The organism is Selenomonas ruminantium subsp. lactilytica TAM6421 (assembly GCF_000284095.1).
Lineage (GTDB): Bacteria > Bacillota > Negativicutes > Selenomonadales > Selenomonadaceae > Selenomonas_A > Selenomonas_A lactilytica.
Genome location: NC_017074.1, coordinates 1 through 19500, shown reverse-complemented (window position 1 = coordinate 19500; position 19500 = coordinate 1). Strand labels below are relative to the sequence as shown.

The 19500-nt window shown below is 46.2% G+C and carries 25 protein-coding genes; 2 read left to right on the top strand and 23 right to left on the bottom strand.

The annotated features are described in order from the left end of the window. Nucleotides 1-18: 18 nt before the first annotated feature. The 16 genes from SELR_RS17460 to SELR_RS17395 all read right to left on the bottom strand — a co-directional run bounded on the left by SELR_RS17460 (nucleotide 19) and on the right by SELR_RS17395 (nucleotide 9628). Nucleotides 19-453 (bottom strand): phage tail terminator family protein, encoded by a 435-nt coding sequence (locus SELR_RS17460; protein ID WP_014426219.1) that lies wholly within the window; start codon nucleotides 451-453, stop codon nucleotides 19-21. Beyond that, nucleotides 454-894: an HK97 gp10 family phage protein gene (locus SELR_RS17455; protein ID WP_014426218.1), complete on the bottom strand. Its 441-nt coding sequence runs from the start codon at nucleotides 892-894 to the stop codon at nucleotides 454-456. After that, on the bottom strand, nucleotides 891-1274 hold the full coding sequence (locus SELR_RS17450) for a phage head closure protein (RefSeq protein ID WP_014426217.1): 384 nt from the start codon (nucleotides 1272-1274) through the stop codon (nucleotides 891-893). The genes SELR_RS17455 and SELR_RS17450 overlap by 4 nt, the downstream gene beginning before the upstream one ends. After that, the gene (locus tag SELR_RS17445) at nucleotides 1271-1567 is read right to left on the bottom strand and encodes a head-tail connector protein (RefSeq protein WP_014426216.1); all 297 of its coding nucleotides are present in this window, start codon (nucleotides 1565-1567) and stop codon (nucleotides 1271-1273) included. The genes SELR_RS17450 and SELR_RS17445 overlap by 4 nt, the downstream gene beginning before the upstream one ends. 89 nt (nucleotides 1568-1656) lie before the next feature. Beyond that, the gene (locus tag SELR_RS17440; RefSeq protein ID WP_014426215.1) at nucleotides 1657-2829 is read right to left on the bottom strand and encodes a phage major capsid protein; all 1173 of its coding nucleotides are present in this window, start codon (nucleotides 2827-2829) and stop codon (nucleotides 1657-1659) included. A gap of 53 nt (nucleotides 2830-2882) precedes the next feature. After that, complete coding sequence (locus tag SELR_RS18090) at nucleotides 2883-3455, bottom strand: HK97 family phage prohead protease (protein WP_014426214.1); 573 nt, start codon at nucleotides 3453-3455, stop codon at nucleotides 2883-2885. Next, the gene (locus SELR_RS17435) at nucleotides 3448-4725 is read right to left on the bottom strand and encodes a phage portal protein (RefSeq protein WP_014426213.1); all 1278 of its coding nucleotides are present in this window, start codon (nucleotides 4723-4725) and stop codon (nucleotides 3448-3450) included. The genes SELR_RS18090 and SELR_RS17435 overlap by 8 nt, the downstream gene beginning before the upstream one ends. Nucleotides 4726-4818: 93 nt before the next feature. Then, nucleotides 4819-6501, bottom strand: coding sequence for a terminase large subunit (locus SELR_RS17430; protein WP_014426212.1), 1683 nt, complete (start codon nucleotides 6499-6501; stop codon nucleotides 4819-4821). Further along, nucleotides 6501-6665: a hypothetical protein gene (locus tag SELR_RS19035; RefSeq protein WP_014426211.1), complete on the bottom strand. Its 165-nt coding sequence runs from the start codon at nucleotides 6663-6665 to the stop codon at nucleotides 6501-6503. The genes SELR_RS17430 and SELR_RS19035 overlap by 1 nt, the downstream gene beginning before the upstream one ends. Before the next feature lie 15 nt (nucleotides 6666-6680). Further along, a complete protein-coding gene (locus SELR_RS17425; RefSeq protein ID WP_014426210.1) occupies nucleotides 6681-7031 on the bottom strand; it encodes a hypothetical protein in 351 nt (116 codons plus the stop codon). A gap of 134 nt (nucleotides 7032-7165) precedes the next feature. Then, nucleotides 7166-7498, bottom strand: a complete 333-nt coding sequence (locus SELR_RS18585) for an HNH endonuclease signature motif containing protein (RefSeq protein ID WP_014426209.1) — start codon at nucleotides 7496-7498, stop codon at nucleotides 7166-7168. Nucleotides 7499-7703: 205 nt separating this feature from the next. After that, on the bottom strand, nucleotides 7704-7979 hold the full coding sequence (locus tag SELR_RS17415) for a hypothetical protein (protein WP_014426208.1): 276 nt from the start codon (nucleotides 7977-7979) through the stop codon (nucleotides 7704-7706). Nucleotides 7980-7982: 3 nt separating this feature from the next. Next, entirely contained in the window at nucleotides 7983-8375 is a 393-nt protein-coding gene (locus tag SELR_RS17410; RefSeq protein WP_014426207.1) for a sigma-70 RNA polymerase sigma factor region 4 domain-containing protein, read from the bottom strand. Between the two features lie 2 nt (nucleotides 8376-8377). Further along, on the bottom strand, nucleotides 8378-8557 hold the full coding sequence (locus SELR_RS17405) for a hypothetical protein (RefSeq protein WP_014426206.1): 180 nt from the start codon (nucleotides 8555-8557) through the stop codon (nucleotides 8378-8380). A 59-nt stretch (nucleotides 8558-8616) separates the two neighbouring features. Continuing rightward, nucleotides 8617-8904: a hypothetical protein gene (locus SELR_RS17400; RefSeq protein ID WP_014426205.1), complete on the bottom strand. Its 288-nt coding sequence runs from the start codon at nucleotides 8902-8904 to the stop codon at nucleotides 8617-8619. 73 nt (nucleotides 8905-8977) lie between these two features. Beyond that, nucleotides 8978-9628: a hypothetical protein gene (locus SELR_RS17395; protein WP_014426204.1), complete on the bottom strand. Its 651-nt coding sequence runs from the start codon at nucleotides 9626-9628 to the stop codon at nucleotides 8978-8980. 260 nt (nucleotides 9629-9888) lie between these two features. Between SELR_RS17395 and SELR_RS17390 the strand changes: the two genes are divergently transcribed. After that, nucleotides 9889-10587 (top strand): hypothetical protein, encoded by a 699-nt coding sequence (locus SELR_RS17390; protein WP_014426203.1) that lies wholly within the window; start codon nucleotides 9889-9891, stop codon nucleotides 10585-10587. Nucleotides 10588-10658: 71 nt separating this feature from the next. Here SELR_RS17390 and SELR_RS17385 read toward each other — a convergent pair whose 3' ends face one another. The 5 genes from SELR_RS17385 to SELR_RS19030 form a co-directional block, all read right to left on the bottom strand. Continuing rightward, a complete protein-coding gene (locus SELR_RS17385; RefSeq protein ID WP_014426202.1) occupies nucleotides 10659-11603 on the bottom strand; it encodes a hypothetical protein in 945 nt (314 codons plus the stop codon). A 113-nt stretch (nucleotides 11604-11716) separates the two neighbouring features. Beyond that, nucleotides 11717-13474 (bottom strand): hypothetical protein, encoded by a 1758-nt coding sequence (locus tag SELR_RS17380; protein ID WP_014426201.1) that lies wholly within the window; start codon nucleotides 13472-13474, stop codon nucleotides 11717-11719. A 569-nt stretch (nucleotides 13475-14043) separates the two neighbouring features. Continuing rightward, on the bottom strand, nucleotides 14044-14472 hold the full coding sequence (locus SELR_RS17375; protein ID WP_158645852.1) for a hypothetical protein: 429 nt from the start codon (nucleotides 14470-14472) through the stop codon (nucleotides 14044-14046). 651 nt (nucleotides 14473-15123) lie between these two features. Continuing rightward, on the bottom strand, nucleotides 15124-15249 hold the full coding sequence (locus tag SELR_RS19440; RefSeq protein WP_014426198.1) for a hypothetical protein: 126 nt from the start codon (nucleotides 15247-15249) through the stop codon (nucleotides 15124-15126). A 125-nt stretch (nucleotides 15250-15374) separates the two neighbouring features. After that, on the bottom strand, nucleotides 15375-15587 hold the full coding sequence (locus tag SELR_RS19030; protein WP_014426197.1) for a hypothetical protein: 213 nt from the start codon (nucleotides 15585-15587) through the stop codon (nucleotides 15375-15377). 1097 nt (nucleotides 15588-16684) lie between these two features. On the opposite strand from SELR_RS19030, the gene SELR_RS18085 reads away from it, so the two are divergent. After that, complete coding sequence (locus SELR_RS18085) at nucleotides 16685-17713, top strand: helix-turn-helix domain-containing protein (protein WP_014426195.1); 1029 nt, start codon at nucleotides 16685-16687, stop codon at nucleotides 17711-17713. Between the two features lie 259 nt (nucleotides 17714-17972). On the opposite strand, the gene SELR_RS17355 is transcribed toward SELR_RS18085, so the two are convergent. Both SELR_RS17355 and SELR_RS17350 read right to left on the bottom strand, forming a co-directional pair. Further along, complete coding sequence (locus SELR_RS17355) at nucleotides 17973-18725, bottom strand: hypothetical protein (protein ID WP_014426194.1); 753 nt, start codon at nucleotides 18723-18725, stop codon at nucleotides 17973-17975. Further along, nucleotides 18718-19500, bottom strand: a complete 783-nt coding sequence (locus SELR_RS17350) for a ParA family protein (protein WP_014426193.1) — start codon at nucleotides 19498-19500, stop codon at nucleotides 18718-18720. The genes SELR_RS17355 and SELR_RS17350 overlap by 8 nt, the downstream gene beginning before the upstream one ends.

Below are 19500 nucleotides of genomic sequence, written 5' to 3'. Positions count from 1 at the left end.
ATATGTTAGTTCTCTCCTTCATGAATGAATATTGTTATAAATATGCTCAATCAACCATTCAGGTTGCTGTTCTTCTGGTGCGTCATAATACTGGAATGGTATATCGGTCTGTACCATGTTAGCTTCGTCCGTTGTTATACTGGACGCTACAGAAGAAACATGGATATAGCGGTCAGCTACCTGAAAGCCATGAGCAAAAGACGCATTTATCTGGTCGCGGATATCATACAGGGCCAGAGCGTTCTGTTTTCGCGGCTGGTCAATGTAGTTGATATGCAGGGTGCAGATATTCAGTGTCCTGCAGCCGTCCGGACTGGCTGTGGTTACCAGTTCAATGACAAACGCCGGGATAGCGGCGCCTTCAGTAGCTTCGTTCAGATAAACAGGGGTAGACGGATAATGGCGCTTAAGCTCTGCACGAACCGCTTTGAGTATGTCGGATTGTTTTAGCATTTAGTGCCCTCCTTCTACCTGATTCTTGAATTCCTCGAAGAACTTTTCGAGCTGTTTATCTACTTCTCCAGAGCTCTGGAACTGTTGGACTGCTTTTTCAAAGAAGTGTGTACCAGGCGTAAAGCCAACAACTCTGCCGTTTGGCGTCACTTTTGCATGCCCTCGCTCGACGAGGTGGTAATGCGGCGCTTTGGATCGCAGGTCATATTCAAGGTCATGGCCAAACATGCCTTTTATTTTTCCAGACCAGCGGTTTTTGAGGTGCTTTGACTTCTTTTTCTGGTCATGGCTTTCAGGGCTGGCGTCCTTTGCGGCCTTTCGGAGCTTATTGCCCGCTTTTTTCAGGTATTTTTCGGCAGTTGCTGGCGCCTGATTTGCAGCATATTCAATGTTCTGCAGGAACTGGTCAAGATTCGCGAATTCAATTCCGTCGTCGCTCAAGGCTCCCAGCCTCCTTCGTCTATCTTCTGCTGAGGCGTTTCTGCGGGAGTATTGCCGACCACCTGCTCAACACAGTACAACTCAAGCGACTCATGAGCCATGTCTGGATCGACAATGCTCTGAACGTCATATACATGGTTATGATAGGTAACAGTACAGCTTTCTGTAATGCCCCTGCGGTAGCGGATTGTAATCTTGACGTTTTCTTTGTTGGCGGTGAGCTGGCTAATAAAGAACTGACTGCCACGCACCGGCTGGATTGCGGCCGATATGCGCGAATACAGTTTGACAGGCTTTGTGCTGTCAAAACCGCCTTTTTCAGCAGATTTGGCGCCCCAAACGTCAACTTTCTTATTCAGTAAGCCAGGATTCAGTATCATTTGGCCACCTTCTCATAGTCGTCAGAGGATTCAATGTGCTTCAGAATGTCAGACAACGAATGGCTATATTCCTGCACGTTGTTTTTGCTAACCATGGTACGGTCATTATACTGGTGCGCTACGAACAACGTCAGGCAAAGCCGCATAACGGCGTCGTTATCTTTATATGCTTTGCCGGTCGCTGTAGTAATGTAGCGCTTGCCTGCCTCGACTAAAGCCTTGAGGAGCTCGTCGTCTTCAACAAGGTCTTCGTCAATTCGCAGGTACGACTTGATTTGTGCTAACTCGTCCAATGCCCGAAGCTCCTTTCTTTAAAACTCAATGGATAATACCGACCGGCTGGCTCAAACATGGCCAGCGGTATCGGTGTTTTCAACAATTCTTAGGCTTTAGCGGAAGCGGCTTTCTTAACCAGCACTAAGCCTTCTGTGTCTACCGGCTTACCGTCAACAAGCATGTAGCTCTGGAATACCTTATTGCGAGTCGGGTTGTCCTGATATACCTGCAGATCCATGTCATAAGCCGTATTCAGGACGTAGTTGTCAAGGTTGTAAACAAACGCAACGACGTCACCTGCGCCAGCTTCGTCAAGGCTCGGCAGGAAGTCGGTCGTCACAACTTTCTTGCCTTTGAGTACAAAATTCTCTGCGCCGTTCAGGCCATAGTTCGTACGAGCAATCGGCTGTCCATTGTTGTCAACCATGCCTTCAAAGTCAAGGTATGTATTCTCATTCATGACGATAACAGAACCAGCTTTGTAAGCAGCAGGTACTGCCTTGAGCATTGCAATGAGGTCAGTGTATTTCGGCTGCTTGATTTCTACGATACGGTTTGCAGGAACACTCGCCGTTACAATGCCCTGCGGCTTACCGTTGCCGTCACCAGAAATGATAGCGGATTCAAGAGCGCGGACCATTGCGCGAGACACATTCTCCACAACGCTATTTTCAAAGGCGCTGAGAGACTGAACATGTAACTTGAAGGATACGCCGATAGCAGCCGCGAGCGGGAATGCTGCAAACGTTACCTGCGTCGTTCCCTTGCCGTCTGCTTTGATTTCAGCACCTTCTGCAATCCAGTTTGCCGTTGCTGCCAGTTCAGACTTTGGAATTGCCGCACCAGCCGGGAACGCAATACGACGCACCAAACTAAGTACAGAACCTTCTTTTGTCATTTTCTCAACAATCTGATTCATGACGGTCGGCGGGATTACTGCGGAATTCTGTGCCGTCATAGCAACTGCGCGGAACTCCTCGTTCATAACGCCAGTTTCAACATAATCCTTAAATGCGGAACGGTATTCGGTAGAATTGATATCCATTTTTTTGTTCTCCTTTGCAATGTCAATGTGGTTGCCAGCAATTTCGCCAGCGTTTAACTTTTCAGCAATAGCTTTGCGCTGTTCTGCCTCTTCAGCAGCCTTGCGCAGCTCTTCTTTTTCGGCTGTCAACTTGTCAGCCTCGTCCGCCAGCGCTTTTAGTTCTTCGCCTTCGGCCTCTTTGGAGGCCTCGACAATGGCAGCCATGCGGACTTCGATTTCGTGAATTCTATCCATTGTATTCTCCTTTTATTCCTAATAGCTAATAGGTCTAATAGCTATTAGGTAGATTAGTATAAAGACTGAATATACATGCGCTGGCGCAATGTTTCGTCCTTCCATTGACGGCGTTCAGCTTCTTCGGCAGCTTTTATACTGCGCTGAACAACGTCAATGGAAGTGGACTGATATGCAGGATCGTCAACGGCAGATACGTCAATCAAACGAGCAATGTCAGTTATATGGCGAACACGGTGCTCAATATAGTCCTTCCTGACGATAAAACCAAAGCTCATAGCTGACACGTCGCGGCGCTGGATAAGCTTATAGAGGTCGTTACCGGCCTGCGTGTCAGCGAATTCTGCTACAACTTTTAAGCCTTTTTCGTCAACACTAAGCTGCAGGGTGTTGTTCGAGGTTCTTGCCAGCAGCTCATGGCTGTCGTCGTGGTTATAACGGAAAACGCAGCGGCTCATGTCACAATGGTCAAAGGCTGTTTGCTCAAGGATTTCATAGTCATAAGCTGCGGCCGGCATTGCAACGCTGGGACTGTTAAAGACTGCGGCATAGCCATGGACAGTCAGCTTTTTATCTGCAGATTCAATACTAGAGGCGGAGGTGCTGCGGTATTCGGATTTATCCATTATCTTTTCCCTCCTCTCTATCAGGCTGTGGTGGATTTGCGGGGCGTCCAGGGCCACGGCCGGAGCTGTTCTGCAACTGATAGTTGCTAACGATATTTGTGTTGGCCACATTCAGAGTCTGTACGCGGTCGTCGCCGCCGTTCTCAACAGGCGGTAAATCCATGATTTCCAAACATTGATTCGTCGTCAGGATACCCAATGGCCGCAACTGGCGGATAAGCTCTGTTTTTGTGCGGGTGTCGCAGTAGGCAAGGCGGTTCATGTCAAAGACAATCTGATTGCCCTGCAACTGCTCTTTACGGCTGAATAGCTTTCTGCTGTACTCTTGACTCATTTGCAGTGCTAAAGGCTCCAGCACGCTTTCCATGAAAGCAGTCCAGTCAGCCTCGTTGTACTTCCCACTGACTATGGCGTCCGATACGCCGTACAAACGGTAGATATTCTGCCGAAGATAGTCCAGCTGGCTATGGTCTGCCGGAATGGGCGCTCCATTATACGGTGTAAAAGTAATGGTTCCGTCCGTGGCCACAATGCCGCCACTTGAAGCATTTTGAAGCTGTGCATTCAGCGCTTCAGACTTCTTTGCCCACTGGTCAGAGCCAATCTGGCCTGCGATTGAAGCGACGCCACGGATTTTCCCGCTGTTGACGGCCGAATTCCTAAAACTCTGCTGCAAAGTATCCAATAGACGCAGGTTCTCGGTAAGGTTGTCATTGCTCTTGGCTATCAGTTCGCCACTCGCGAAGTTATAGCGGATATGGAGGAGGTCAGAATAAGCAACAGTTTTCTTTTTGCCGGTGCTGAACCTGAACGTCAGGTATGGCTCGTTTTCAACCTCTCTGACTTCAACTTCCTGGCCCTCAATCGGCCACAGCTCAACAGGCTTGCCGCGGTCGTCACGAACAATGACGGCATAAGCATTGTTTGTGGTCAATGCGTTGATACACATACGATATTGGAAGTCAGACACAGTCATATAAGGATTAGGTGCAACTTGTAGCATATAACGCAGATTATCGTCGTCGGCCGGCTTTTTAGTGTTATCGGTAAGGACAACATGATTGGCCCGCAGTTTGCTGATATGGCGCGCGATTGTGCGGACACAGCTCTGAACAACAATGTCGTTGGAATAGTCGCTGCGCATGCTGAACACATTTTGCCAGTCATTTAAGAACTGGAGACGCTGCGTATTCTGCACAACTTCTGGAGGTTCGTCGTCGTGGTGAAAAATGCGGTTATATGTTGAACGTAATTCTTTTGTGATATTCATATAGAAAAGGTTTTTCCTCCTTTCCTTATTTTTTTAATTAACGTTTTCATTCAATATATATAATACGTCGAGGTGCCGCAAAACGCCCAAACCTTACGCCAGGTCGTCTTTTACGCTCTGGTATACGGCAAAGGCGGATAGAAAAGAGCTATAGCCGTCAATCCTGACATGCAGGTTTCTGTTTTTGAATGGTTTTACGTTGCCGCTTTGGTCGTACTGCACTTGGGTATTCAGCAGATTCCAAGTGAAAACAGGATTGTCGAAAAGAATTTTCTTGTCCTTGAACATGGCCCTGGAAGCATACATTGGTGCAGAAAGAGCTTTGAAAGTCTGGCCCACGGCTTCTATCATGTCATTGCCATAACTCTCGCGCAGGGTTTTGGCAAGGTAGGTGGCGTGGTACTGGTCATAGCCGCACTTATACATATATAAGCCATGTTTTTGCTCGATTTCACGGAACCAGGCCAAAACAACGTCTGTGTCAATAATGCTGCCTTCAACGGTCCTCATATAACCATTGCTAATCCAAGTTGAATAAGGCGCCTTGTCTTGTTCCTCGTGTTCTTCGATAGTGCTTTCGGGTATCCAGTACATTTGAAGCACCTTTAAGACGTCGTCTCCTGGCTGCTTGACGATTGCCGTAGCGCAGGTCAGGTCGGTTGTGGTGCCTAAATCGATTCCGCAGATATAGCTGCAACCGTCCAAAGAAGCATAATCCAGCTTTTCGCATTTGCATTGAATGACGTCATTAGGCTGGAAAAAAGCCTCTCTGCTACTCTGACGAACATTAAATTGCTTACATGCCAGATCTGCCCAGGCTCTATCTGACAAGGAAGCTCTATTCACTTCCTGACGCAGGATTTCAATACTCTTTGACACGCCCAAGTTCGGATTTGCTTTCAGCCATGCTTTTTCGTCGTTCATTTCGCTCTTATCGTCTAACTCGTATAAAATCGGGAGCGTGGTTTCGTCGACATATTCGCCACTTTTATATCCGTCAATAATCTGCTGGTACTCGGCATACTTCTGGTCAAAGATAGAATTCGGCTCAATATAACCACCCGTGCTACAGATTATGGTTAACGGCTGGCGTCTGGAATACGTTCCGCCGCGTAAAACTTCGTACATATTGACGTCTTTTATCGCGTGTAGCTCGTCGATAAGGATAAGACTGGGGCTCAGGCCGTCTAGACTGCCACTGTCTTTGCTCAGAGGTACAAAAGAAGCGTCAAGGGACGGTATCTCAAGGGAATTTACTTTCTTCTTAAAATACCCGCGCAGATCAGGAGAGCTTTTCACAAGCTCGCAGGCGTATTTCCAAAGGATTTGAGCCTGCTGTCTGGTCGTTGCGGCGCAATATGCCTCAGCCGTCGGTTCATTATCGGACAGTAACACATAAACAGCTATAGCGGCTGCTAGGCAGCTCTTGGCATTCTTCCTGCCAACATATAGCACAGCTTCTTGATACTGACGGGCGCCGTTATCTTTGCGGACAAAGCCAAAAATACAGCTTATAAACGCCCGCTGCCACAATTCCAACTTCATTAACGTCCTGGGGCTGTGCTTTGGAATGTAACAAAACTGCTCTATGAAGTCGACCGCTCTACGAGCAAGCTTGTCGTTATATTCATAAGGAAGGTCAGGATTATGCATGTTGTTGACAACGTGCTGGTAAACGGCTATAAGTTTTTTGCAGGCAGGAATTCGCCCGCTCTGGATTTCGTCGTTATATTGCTCTATATAGTTCGTGGCAATTCCTCCTTTTTCAAAATACATTAAGCATGGATCATGTTGTCGTCGTCGTCATAGACTGGCGGCTGGCAATGAAGGGCGTCTTTATAACCTCGCATATAGGCTTCGTTTTCCTGTTGGCGCAAGTAGTTGGTCAACAGATTCGGCAAATTCTTCTTGGCGTAAGCAATCTGTTCAGATAATGTCATGAATAGCGTTCTCCTTTATTTATGATCGGCAAAAAACTTATTTAAGGCCGACTGCGAAGCACTGTCGTCAGCCGGCAGGAATACGGTGAGCTGCTTTATCGTTGACAGCAGCTGCTGGTTAGCCATTGTATAGGATTTCAGGTAAGCGGAAATACAAACGCCGCTCTGACTGCCGTTCTCATACACGCCGATTGGCCCCTCTTGCTGCATGAGGCTCTGAAGCTCGTCTTCAGTGGCAAGCAAAAATGCTGCCCGTTTAATGAGGAGATTGGCGGCTTCGCGCTTGGTTTCAGGAGCATTGGTGAAAAGCTTTTCTAGTTTATGCTGGTAACGGGTTGCCGCAGCTCTTCTTGTTGCTGTGGTCATGGGTATCACTTCTTTCTGAGAGGTATAACAAAAAATTATAGTTATAGGCTGTTCTATAAGTACCCCCTATGCTGAAAACTAAGGATTTTTCGCGAACGAGGGGGCGCGCAGGTCTTGGGAGATAAATAAAAGACTTAGGGTAGGGGGGGATATGTTTCAGGCTCAGTAACGGATACTATATTGCCTCGGCTGTCATAGGTATATGTTCTAATGACAGGCTTACGATACTTCATTCGTTCGTGTTCTTCGTTGTGGCAGTCATAGCAAAGGAGTATGAGGTTATCAGGATTAAGAGCTATATTTGGATCAGATACATTACGTTGGGTAAGGTGTATCTTGTGGTGGACTTCTCTTGCTCCCGGTTTTCCACACCGCTCACACACATGGAAGTGGGATTCGCGGTATACTCTTGCAAGGTATCTCCACTGTTTGCTGTTGTAGAAGGTCTTTGCCCATGGTGCTGCCATGTATATTGCTCCTTTCTTCTTGATTTGTTGTAGATTCAGCCGGCAAGGGTTAAGCAAAAGTAGACAGGTTTAGGGCGCCGGCATATATATAAGTGTTGTGTGTTGCTGTTGGAATACATAAATACTCTCAATATATGAAATACGTCGGGATAGCGCGAAACGCCCAGAAAAGAAATACGCCCTCGTTTTTTGAGGGCGTGGATAATTATTTGAAATTGTCGAGGGTAGTGGAATAATTCTCGGCCAGATACTGATCGGATAACATTTGGCGGGCAGTCATAATGCCTCGATCTTTTGCTGGGTAGCGGGACGAGCCGTCAAGAAAATACAAACGGTCAATCAGGAAGTCGCGCTGGAAGTCGTTTGTGCAGGAATTGAACAGCTTAGTTATTTCAGCGGCGGAATAATGGTTAGCTGATTTTGCTCTCTGCACTTTACGATTCATGTAAAAATACGAAGTAGTGTCTTTATACCAGGTCATTTTTTATTCTCTCTCCTTCTGCTGTTGTTGCTCTTTAAACTGTTGTTCAAGAATTTCACGGCAATGCTGCAAAGCGCTGTTGGTTAAGCGCTGGGTAGAGCTGCGGCTCATGTTGAGCTTTTTGGCCGCGTCTTCCCATTTAAGGTCAAGACCATGGCGGAAGAAAATGGCCGCTCTTTCAAGGCGCGGAATTTTTTTCAGGATCTGAACGATTTCGTCCGCAACTATGCGGGAAGAAATGTCAGTGGAGTGAAGGAATTCGGCAAAGTGTTGAATTTCGCGGATACGAACGTCAACACTGTCATTTATGCGGTCATATTCATAATGGTTATATAGTGGCTGGGAAACGGGGCCATTCTTATGTTTATTCCCTTCGGTTGTTTTTGCGACGAACATTTTTATTTGTCCTCCTTATTGTTGGTGTTGGTGGTGATACGTCTGCAGGTTTCTGCCAGACGGTTTTCGACTTCGGCAAGACGCCGGATCTCAGCGTCGAGCTGTTCAGATTGCTGCTGGATAAGGTCAAGCATGTTCTGTATTGAAGAGGGATTTTGAGGAGCTGAGGTTGTTGTTGTCATTATGCATTTCCTTCCTTATATATAGAGTGAATAGCTACTAGGTCTATTAGCTATTAGGTTTAACAGGTATGGGTAAAAGCAAACTCATAGACGTCATGGTTCTCGTCATAGGCAACGTCGAGGATTTCGTCAAGTTCTTTGGCGGCTTTGTCATGGCTTTTTCTCTTTAATGCTTTAAGGCTTAACTGATATAACTGGTAGATAGCCAGGCGCCGTTCAATGTTGTCGCTTTCGTTCAGGAAGGTGGTGGAAAGCTCAACGGCGTCAGCATAGCGGTGTTCGTCCAGGGCCACCAGGACTGCGGTGAAAAGGTCGTTCTCGTTGTTCAGGTCAAGATTTTCGTACATTTTTGATTCCTCCAGGAAAAAGTTTTTGTTTTTGTTCTACACTATCTATATTACGGAGATCAGTTTTTCTTATTCACGCCGCCGGCACAATTTTGTTGGTGCTCAGGGCAATGGCACGGAATACATTTTCGCTGCAGGTAAAGCCGGGGTTATAACGATACCAGGAACCGAAACCCACATACTCGCCGTCCTTCTGACGGATGGGCGCAGTGGTGTGCATGGCAACTTCGCGAAGAATGCCGGCGTCAATCAGTTCTTTGCGTGGGATAATCAAATTTTTGGAACGGTACAGGAGGCGGCCGTTTTTGTCGTTGGTGTAACCATAGCACCAGTGATAATTGCTGCCGACTTTCTGGACGAATTCAAGAAGCTGGCGGCGGTTCAATGCGTATAAACTCATGGTCCAGGATTTATAGACATAAATGATATCGGCCTTGGTCTTGTAAATCCAGCCGAGGCGTTTCGGATCGTCAAGCGGCTTTGTGTCATTGCTGACGATTTCAACCAAGATTGAGCCGAAGTCTTTGCTGTCGGCTTTGACCTCGGCAAGGAACTGGAAGCCGGTCGCAAGGGTGACGCGCATGTCAACGTCAACTGCCTGCCACTCAGGGATTTTGCTGAGGTCTTCGACTTTGGTGGCGTCAAGAGCATTTATGAAATACTCTGCTGCTGCTCCTTCGCCCAGCTTACCGATTCTGCTGTTTGCGTTATGAAATGTTCCCATTATATATACCTCTTTTATACTTTCTCTGGCTATCTGAAAGCCAGCTCGTAATGAACTTTTAGCCCGCCCCTTGCGAGGTGGTTCTAAAAACTTATTACTCGGATTGCTTCTGGCTATTCCCAAAGAAAATAAAAAGAAATAATTTTCAGATTATTTCAAATAATAAAAAGAGGCCCTGCTGGGAAGGGAAAACACTTTCACAGCAGAATATATGATATTGCAGGGTTCTGCGTTTAGAGAACTGGAGGAGGATTTTTTAAATGAATACATTTTTTGGTCTGTTGGTGTTGCTGGCAATGGTCGCTGGCGGTTATTTCTTGGTAAAGTTGATAATCTGCGTCCTAAAAGGCGGAGACAAAAAGTTTTACAGTAAGCGATTAGCCATTGCTGTTGTTGTATTTCTTATTGGCGGGATTGGTGCCGCCGCCACGCAGTCTCCAGAACGGAAAGCCGCAAATGAAGCTCAGCGTCAAGTGCAGGAGCAGAAAAAGCAGCAACAGTTGGCCGAAAAGAAAGCCAAAGAAGAAGCCGATAAAAAGGCCCTTGAAGAACAAAAGGCTTTGGAGGAAGAAGCCAGGGCTGCTGCCGAAGCCCGGAGGAATACCCCAGAAGGCAAGATTGAAGATAAGCTCAGGGAGTATGTCAAGGGATACGACGAGACAACTATTGACAGCATAACGCTAAATCCAGATCTGGGGACGGAGAAGGACGGCGATTATGTTGCCCTTGTACGACTTACATGGAACCGCAAGAACAGCGGCAAAATGTCCAGGGAAATGCTGGAAATGTTTAGCTCCGATATGGCAGCAAAGGCGTATGAAGACCTGCCTGACGTACAGGAACTTGCCGTATTCTGGACAGTTCCTTATTTGAATGGCTCCGCCAAAGTTTCGTTTGAACGAACCAGTGGCGGAATGAAATTCACAGACAAGGTTTTTGATAAAGGCTTCAATGAATGATAAAAAAGGCACTGGGGATTCGGTGAATACCGACGCTCTAGTGCCTTTCTTGCGCTATTGTGTTTGGTTGATTAGGCGGCGCAGCTTACAATGCTGTCATAAACTGCATAACTTTCGTCGTCATAACTCCCGTCGATTTCAGCGTTGTTGGCCGTATATTCCATGACAATGCAGTGTTCGCGGCCGGCAGTGTCGAGGAATGACAACTCGCAATGGTGCGTCCGGTCATTAGCGGGGTGAGCAACGCGAATGTTATACCAGATTCCACCGCACTGTACAGGAACGCTGTCAGGGCAACCAAGGCTATGCCAGTAGCCGTTGATATACGCAATGACGTTGCTGGCGAATATGTCGCCATTGCTGGCATGGAGTACAGCAAGGTCATTGTCCAGTACAGTTTCCAGCCATGGTTCTGCAAAGGTTTCCAGCCCGGCGCGCGACGGTTCATAGATACCCATATCGATTGGGCATTCAAAGCTAGGCGCCATAAGGTCTGCACTCATTTCATTCCAGCGCTGGTCAAGATTGCGCGACAGTTCATTGTAATAAGTGTCATAGAATTCGTTGACCGTCATGTCAAGAATTTCCAGATCAAGACTGTGTTCATACACAATGTCACAAAGGTCGCGACGGTACTGCTCCGCGGCCGGCAACTGCTTGCTGATCTGTTCGTTCTCGTTGACCGTGGCGGATGCCAGCTCTTCCTGGGGCACTTTTGCCGAAAGATCCTGCAGGCGGGCACTGATTTTCTCGTTCTGCGCCGATTTTGTTGCTTCTTTTTTGTCAGCTGCGGCTTTGGCCTTGGCCTGAATGTCAAGCTGCTTCTGCTTCGCCTGCTCATACTGCAAGGCCTTAGCCGGACGTTCTGCCTGCTGTGCGTCCAGTTTGGCAATGCGGGCCTGGGCAACCTTTACTTTTGCTGCAGCCAGTTCTTTGGCCTGTCGTACCATAAGTTCATTCAACTCAATCTGTGCGGCTTTGATATGAATATCTGCAATAATGATTTCTGTTGTCATGTCTATTTCCTCCTTGCCGGTCTCAATACCTAATAGGTTTAATAGGTCTGATAGCTATTAGATTGAGCCGGCTATACGTTTCATGTTGTTTACTATATCGTTTTGAAAAAGTTTTATGCTACCTTGGCGCCACGGCGCTGTTTGATATTCGCCACCTGCGCGAGGAAGCGAATGGCTTTGCGCGCGTCGCAGTGTGCCAGTTCCATAACCAAGTCAATGTTTGAGAGTGAACGGCCTGCCATAGGGCCGCTGGCACATACATACTGCTGGCTGCCGTCCGTGTTTGAATAAATGTTGGCTGAGGGGTGTTTCTCGGCGTGGAAAATGTCGCAGAAGCTCTGGCCGTTGCTAATGCTAAGGTCGAGCAGACCTGCCATGTCAACGTTGTGGTTGACGGCATACGCAACGTTGTCTACATAAGTTGTTGTGGCCGGAATGGCGAATGAAGTTGTGTTGAGGTTGCTGATAGCCATGGTACGAAGTGTGTTGACGACTGCGCTCGGCTGGCTGCTTGCTTTGCGGGTGGTAGCGGCCTTATTGCTTGCTACAGGCTTCTTTTCTTCGATCCCGAATTCTTTCATATACGCTGCGCAGAGTTCATGCACTTCAGTTTCGCAAGCGTCAAGCTGAGACATAATGCTCATGATATCCCAAGCCTGATCATGAGCCTCGGCACAACGGCAGCGGAAGGCGCTGATACCAGCAGCGGCTTTATTGTTGGCCTTGCTCCACATGGAGTTCGGGACGCGCAGAAGACGCCCTGGATCTTTGACGCCCTTGTCCGTGACAGCCAAGACGCTCATAATCTTCTGCTGGACCTTATTCCATTCCTCGAAGCTGTTCACGCCGTAAGTCTTCCAGAGCACATGGAAGCCGTTCCGCGTTTCATTAATGTAAGTGCTGAGCGGCAGCTTATGAATGATATCCAGCATATGAGCCTTGCGCTTGGCAACTTCCTCGTCGCTCAGATAGTGGCCGTCAGCGTCCTTGCCGGCGTCGATATCTGCGAACCACACGTTGTAAGTGTTGACTTCCTCAGCCTTTGCCTGGCTGTTTTTGCCCGCAATGCCGGTAAGACAGTTGAACTGTACATACATATCCGTGCTATCCGTATATTCAGCGCGCTGTGCACCATACTTGCCAATAGAATAGAACTGCGGCTGCTTTCCTTCGTAAATGACGTCCTGAAGGATATGTTCCTTGAATTCGTCCGTCTGTTGCTCTTCCGGTGCTTCCTCGGCTTCTTCCTGAACAACCTCTAGAGTCATATCCGGAGCTACCTCCTGAGCCACTTCTTCCTCTTTCTGTGTGCCAAATTCCGCGTCAGCCAGCGCCATGAGATTTTCTTTTGCGAGCGTTGTCAGGAATGGATCGAGTGACTCCTTAAACAATAAGTAGTTCGCGATTGTAATGCCCTTATCGGCCAACGTCAGGAGCGGATTTACATAGTACCGGCTATAACTCTTCCCTTTTTCCGTCAACGACGGGATCTTGATTTCTTTGACGATATCCTTCTTTTCGATCCTGTCCCAAAACTTTCTGAACGTGCCGCGATTGCCGATCTGAACCAACTCCATGAGTTCTGCCGTGCTTGCGAGCGGGACATTGTGACGAGTCTTCTTATCCCATTTCGTCAGCATGTTGTCCTTGTTGATTGCATGCATAATTGCAAGCAACCGGCCGCAGTCCAGCAGATTGTTGTCCATTAATTCAATGTAGTCGACGTCAGCCCACAAGCGCTGTGCGCCGCGATTCAGCCAAATTGCGTACTTGCCTTTTTTTTCGTCCCAGTAGTTCATGTCCGTCGTTGCAGTATACCGTACCTGTCCAATGTTTGATCCTGCTTCATAAGAGTTTGTTGTAATCGCCATAATCTGTGTTCTCCTTTTGCTGTGGCTAGTTTTTTGTTGTCCCGAGAAGTCTTTTTCTTACCCCTCTGCTAACCATATTACGCGGCTGTGTTTCTTTTATTCACGGAGACACTAAAAAAGACTTCCCGAACTTTTTCCGGAAAGTCTCATTATATGACGAATTATGCTTGTCCGCGCCTTTCTTATATGCTATAATAGTCTATGTAAAAAGCATATAAGAAAGGCATTGAGCGCACAACTAATTCGGAAGGTAAGGTTCCGGAGCGGGATACCTTGAAGACGGCAATCTTCATTGTATCGGTGTTGTTCAGTGCTTTTTTGTTGTCTGTACGTTCATTATAGCAAAACGTTATGACGCTGGCAAGGTACTTATCCCCGCTTAACCTGTGGATAAAGTGATTTGGAGGCTATACAAAGCCATTTTTCGCCTCAAAAAAAATTTTTTCAACGACGGCTTTCTCCATGTTGACTGCCTTTCCAGCAGCTTATATGTCACAACATTCAGTCTATTATATGAAAAAATGAAGCCGGTATCTTTAGTCTGGTATGTGCCGGCTCTTTTGCTATGGTTATTCGTTCAGCTGCTTCCAGAATGCTTCGTCGAAGTTGCCTCTATGGGCTATGCGCGGATGCAGAAGATAACGGGTTTCACCGTCTACCTGTATCTCCCGAATGATATCCTTCTGCAGTATGTTCTTCAAGAACCTCTTCCAGTTACCAGCTGAAGGGTTCTTAAAGCCAAAGAGTCGCGCAAGGTCTTCTTGATCGTCGATATATCCCTCCTGCTTATCCATTCTGGTTAAGAGATTGCGCTGGTCTATGCTTTGGTAGATTGGAACAAGTAGGCGCACCAAAAAGTCCTTCTTTTCGTCAACTAGTTCAAATATGTTGTCAGCAACATGTACCCTGCTGCTTTCGTCTATGTCGAGCATGTACCTGCCGTCTTCAAAGTGTCCGTTCAGCTTATCCATTAATGTCTCCTCCAATCTATCTGCCATTGTACCTTCTGCCAGAAAGGTTTTCAACCCTATCTGCCTATAAAAGTATGTAAAGAATCTTTAACATTCTATATATACTTTTGTAAAGAATTCTTTACATGTCTGAAATAGCCTTCTATCCGCGTAGTTACTAGCTTCATAGAGGTTTTTGGCGGCTGATTTTGCGTAAATTTCTATAAGTATATACAAGACTCTTCGCAGCTTCCATGAAAAACTTCTTCCTTCCTCACCAGCCGAGCCTCTTAAAAACGAAGGAGCTGCGCTCCTTCGAACCAAAGGTTAACAGGTGCATGCTTTTTCTTCTACCTTTGGTTAAAGCGCGAAGCGCGCCCGTTCCCCTTTGCAGAGAACCCCCGGGGTTCTAGCTCTATATCTTATATAGAAAGTCTACGCCAAAAATCGGCCCCCAAAGCACAATGAAGCCAGTGCTGGTGCGACTCGGCGGCTTTTAAAGCCATGTTCAGTGACTGAACAAAAGAGGCCCCCAAAATGTTCAGCAACTGAACAACAACGCACGCCCTGTACCTTTGGTTGGAGGAGGCGGAGCCGACGACCTCATAGCTTTTCAACAATGCTGCCAATTATACCCATGAGAAAAAGCAAGGGGCAACGAAAATGTCACCCTTGCTTCTGTTTTTGTCCTGCTCGTAATCAGAGTTTTGCAACTGCGTCTGTTGCGGTGGAGAGAATGTCAGTGTCGATAGCCACAAAGCCATAGGAGAACAGCACAGCGACGACCGTCACAAATACGAGCAGGAGAAGGAACTTCTTGTACATGGTTTTTCACCTCCTCAACTACGGAATTGTCTTCTCCTGAATAAAATATAACACAAAGCATTTCCGTTTCTGAGGAGATAACTGCAGGCGCGTATTCATTCTCAAGGTATGCCGCTGTTCTCGGCCTATAACAAAGGCCCAAGGATATCTTTGTCGTTATCTGCTTCCAACAGTTTCTGCAGCAGAACCGGATCTGCGCCGCCTATGCTGATTTCGAACAGCAGTCCTTTCCTTATCAGTGCCTGCTGCAGAAATATGTTGATTGCCGTCGTCATATCTTTTGGCAGGAACGTCCATTGCATGATATAATAGTATCTGCCGCGAACCTCTGTGACCAAGGTTTAATCCTGGCACGGGAGGGAGGTGCGAGATATGTTCTCTTCTTTTATCGTGGGTATTGCGAGTAGTCTAGTAGCAGCGTGGCTCTACGATTGGCTCCGCAAGCGCGGCAAATAATTCCTTTGGCGGACGACCGGACTGACCATTCGCGTCTAAGCCACAGCTCCCGATAGCAATATCGGGAGTTTTTTGTGCAAAAGAAAAAGACGCTTCAGGTGACCAAACCCAAAGCGTCTTTCCCGGTGCTGCGCCGAAGCGCGTATGCTCTCTTCTTTGTATAGATATTGTAACACGAAAAAAGGATATGTGCAACAAAAAAGAAGAGTCTTCGGTAACCAGCCGCTTGACTCTTCCGGGTAATCGCATGGATCACATATTCACTTCATTCTGTATGTTCATGTTTACCAAATTTGCAAAAGCGTATACAAAATATCGTTAGCCAATTTGTTGCGGTTTACAGGCTGGAATTCGTTGAATACAGAGTTGTATATGCTTCCTCCATTAGAATAATTGAATTTCCAAACATTATTGTAATGGCTAAAACAATATGTATAGTAACTGCCGTCAGAGCGTTTTACTCCAATGTATTTTAACCCACTCCTAGTACCAGACTTGGCATTGCTGTCTACATAGTAGTCATATCCATTATGAGTACCGCAATAAATATCTTGCGCATAACTTGTATTGGTGTTTACGAATAAGCAGCCTGTCAATATGGTCCCGATCATTAAAAATGTTCTAAGTGTGTTTTTGGTGAAAGACATAAGCAAAATTCTCCTCTTTTCCTTTTTTCCGGCTTCTCAGAAAAGAGTCTTCAGTAATCAGCCAATAGCCTCTTCTCGTATTGTTGTCATGGATATATTCATTATAGCACAATTTCATTTAAGCGGCAAAGGGAGACGGTCCTGACGGGGGGAATCTGACAGGCTTTTGTATAGGTATACTGTTAGTTATCGAAGGCTCTTTAGTAAGCACAATACACTTGACATATGAATGGCAATGAGGCTTATAATAGAGTTAGAGTTTTTGGTTTTGTAAAATCTAAATATTATTGACGCAATTTTCAAAATACAAACACAAAGGAGGGAAACCTATTATGTTGACGCCAACCGCTATCAAGAAGAAGATACGAGACGAAAAAATTATTAAGCTTTATCAAGACGGCGATCTAATTGGTGCGATCGCAAAGGCTCTAGCCATTGGACGTCACACCGTCACTCGTACACTGAAGAAGTTTAATCTGTACGAACCGGAAAGGTCTAAATTGCACATGAACAAGGAGAAGGTTGCGCGCAACGAGCGCGTCATAAAAATGTATCAGAGCGGTATGTCGTTCAGAGCTATTGAGAAAGCGGAAGGCATTGGCCATAGTACTGCAGAGTATATCATTCATACCTATATAGAAAGGTCTCCTATCCAGTATTCCTTGGAAGTTGAGGGAAAGGAAAATATGATTCGTCACCGTAAGTACGAATTCGATTTTGATTTTTTTGAAACAATAGATACCGAAGAAAAAGCATATTGGCTTGGTTTTCTTTACGCTGACTCCACGATTACAGAGAAGTCAGTACGTTTAGACTTACAAGCAAAAGATCTTGACCATTTAATCAAGTTTCGAGACGCTCTGCGTGGTTTTGATAAAGAGCCGAGGTATAGAGAAGAGGAGAATTCTTATCTAATATACTTTAATTCAAAGAAAATGGTGCAAGACCTTGTCAGGCTTGGCTGCATGCCAAGAAAAACGGATTTAATTAGGTTCCCGACTGAAGAACAGGTTCCAAAACATTTGCGTGTCCATTTTATACGCGGATATATTGACGGCGACGGGGGCTTTTACCCAAGAAAAAAGCGTACCAATGTAAATATGTTTCACGTAACGAGCAATATACAGTTCGTTACTGAACTTAAGCGGATTTTATTTGAGGGGATCAATAAAACGAATGACGTAAAAATAAATAAAAAAAAGAATTGTGAAAATACAGGCACATTAAATCTGGGCGGGAATATTCAACTGACAAAAGTTTTCAATTACCTTTACGGTGGAGCAACGGTTTTTCTAAAGAGAAAATACGACATACTGGCTAGTATAACTCAGCCGTATCGTGAAAAAGCTGTAGCGAATTAGTTTTGATTCAAGAAGGCTATCGGAAGTTGTGTTCAACTGTGCAAAAGTACAATTAACCATAGTTACCCATAACTTCCGATAATCTATCTCTATCGCCAGTTATGAAAAATGCGAATTTTGTCGTCGTATGTATGACAACTCAATACTTGTTAGTTGTTGCATATAACAAATGTATTCTGAGAATAGACAAAGTTTACACTCTTATCTATAGATTGGGACTAATTGTATTTGTCTCCTTGGCCGTGGACTTTACAGTGTTTTATTTCATGAGCTTATGCCGTTTGCGCGTTTCGACACAAATGCAGAAATTGTCGCCCGCGAAGTATTCGTAAGTAGCAACCCTTTGTCCGTCAGCTTTTTTGTGCTTGAGATCCTTTTTGAATACCAACAACCTGATCCCCGTACGATTGTTGTCGGCGTCACGCCCTGCGTCCTCGAGTTTCATTTTGAAGAGCGCAGTGTCATAGTTATCCAGGAAGAACAGCCTCATTTTGCCTTCCAGACTGATCTCGTTGAACCGCTGCTTCTTCCGTTTCTCCAGCTGTTTGCGCTGATATTCCTCACTGCGCAGGTATTGCAGATAAACTTCAATGTATTTTGGTTCTTTTACCAGCCGTTCCAGCAGTGTCGTTACGACTTTGTTTTTTGCTTTGTGCTCGCTCCATGCTATGGCTTCAATGCGTTCAACAATGTCTGTATAGGCAAAAACACTGATACGAGAAAAAGGCTCCTCTTTCTTCAGATCAGAAAAGTCTTCTGGTCCACGCGTCAGATATTCATTGAGCTGGTCACGGTTGGCCGCGGCAAATTGTGCGCCGTTGGGTTGAGCCGGTAGTGGCGACTGCAGAAATACTTCGTGAACCACAGGAGAACATTCCCATGGCTTTTTGTCTTCTATTTCACCAGCCGCAACCTGTTCCAGTCTTATTGTTTCCCTTCTGTGTGCCTGTTGCAGCAGTTCTTCCGTTGCGCCGGCCAGCAGCTTTTCTTTGCTTATCCGTGGTTTAGCCATGTTTGCGCGCCTCCTTTATCCGTTCAATAACTTCTTGTGCCAGGACCGCATAATCCTCTGCGCCGGCGGAATTCTTGTCGTATTCAAAACAACTCTGGCCATTAGCCTGGGCTTCTTTTATACTCATGCTTTCGCGTATCTTTGCGCTGAATAATGTAGTTCCGATTCTTGTTGCCACTTCTGCGAATACGTCACTCATTGTTTCTGTTAGCTTTGTGCGTTTCCTGTAACGAGTCAAAAGAATGCCGAGAATTTCCACCATGCGTTCCCCAGCAGAAAATTCACGAACAGCCTGAATGCTTTCATTTAGGCGAACCAGACCATTGAGGGAATAAGATTCGGGAGTTGCTGCAATAATGACATAATCTGCCGCAATCATTGCGTTTGTTGTCAATAGCGCAATGGCTGGCGCTGTATCTATGATAATGTAGTCGTATTTATCCTGCACAGCTTCCAATGCTTTGCGCAGCCTAAAGTTAAATTGGAAACCATTCTGGCGCTCAAAGTTCTTCAGCAACTGATCGCCGGCACATAAGTCGAAATGACCTTCCTTTTCCTGGATAGCGTCGGTGATCGGCTCATTGTCGTTCAGTACGTCCGCTATCCCCATAACTGCCCTGTCGCTGCCCCAGGTTTCACTAAAGTTACCCTGTGCGTCCATATCAACACCGAGAACCTTATTGCCCTGCCGATACAGTGCGTCAGCCAGATTATAGCTCGTCGTCGTTTTTGCAACGCCGCCTTTTTCATTTACCACTGCAATGACTATTGCCAT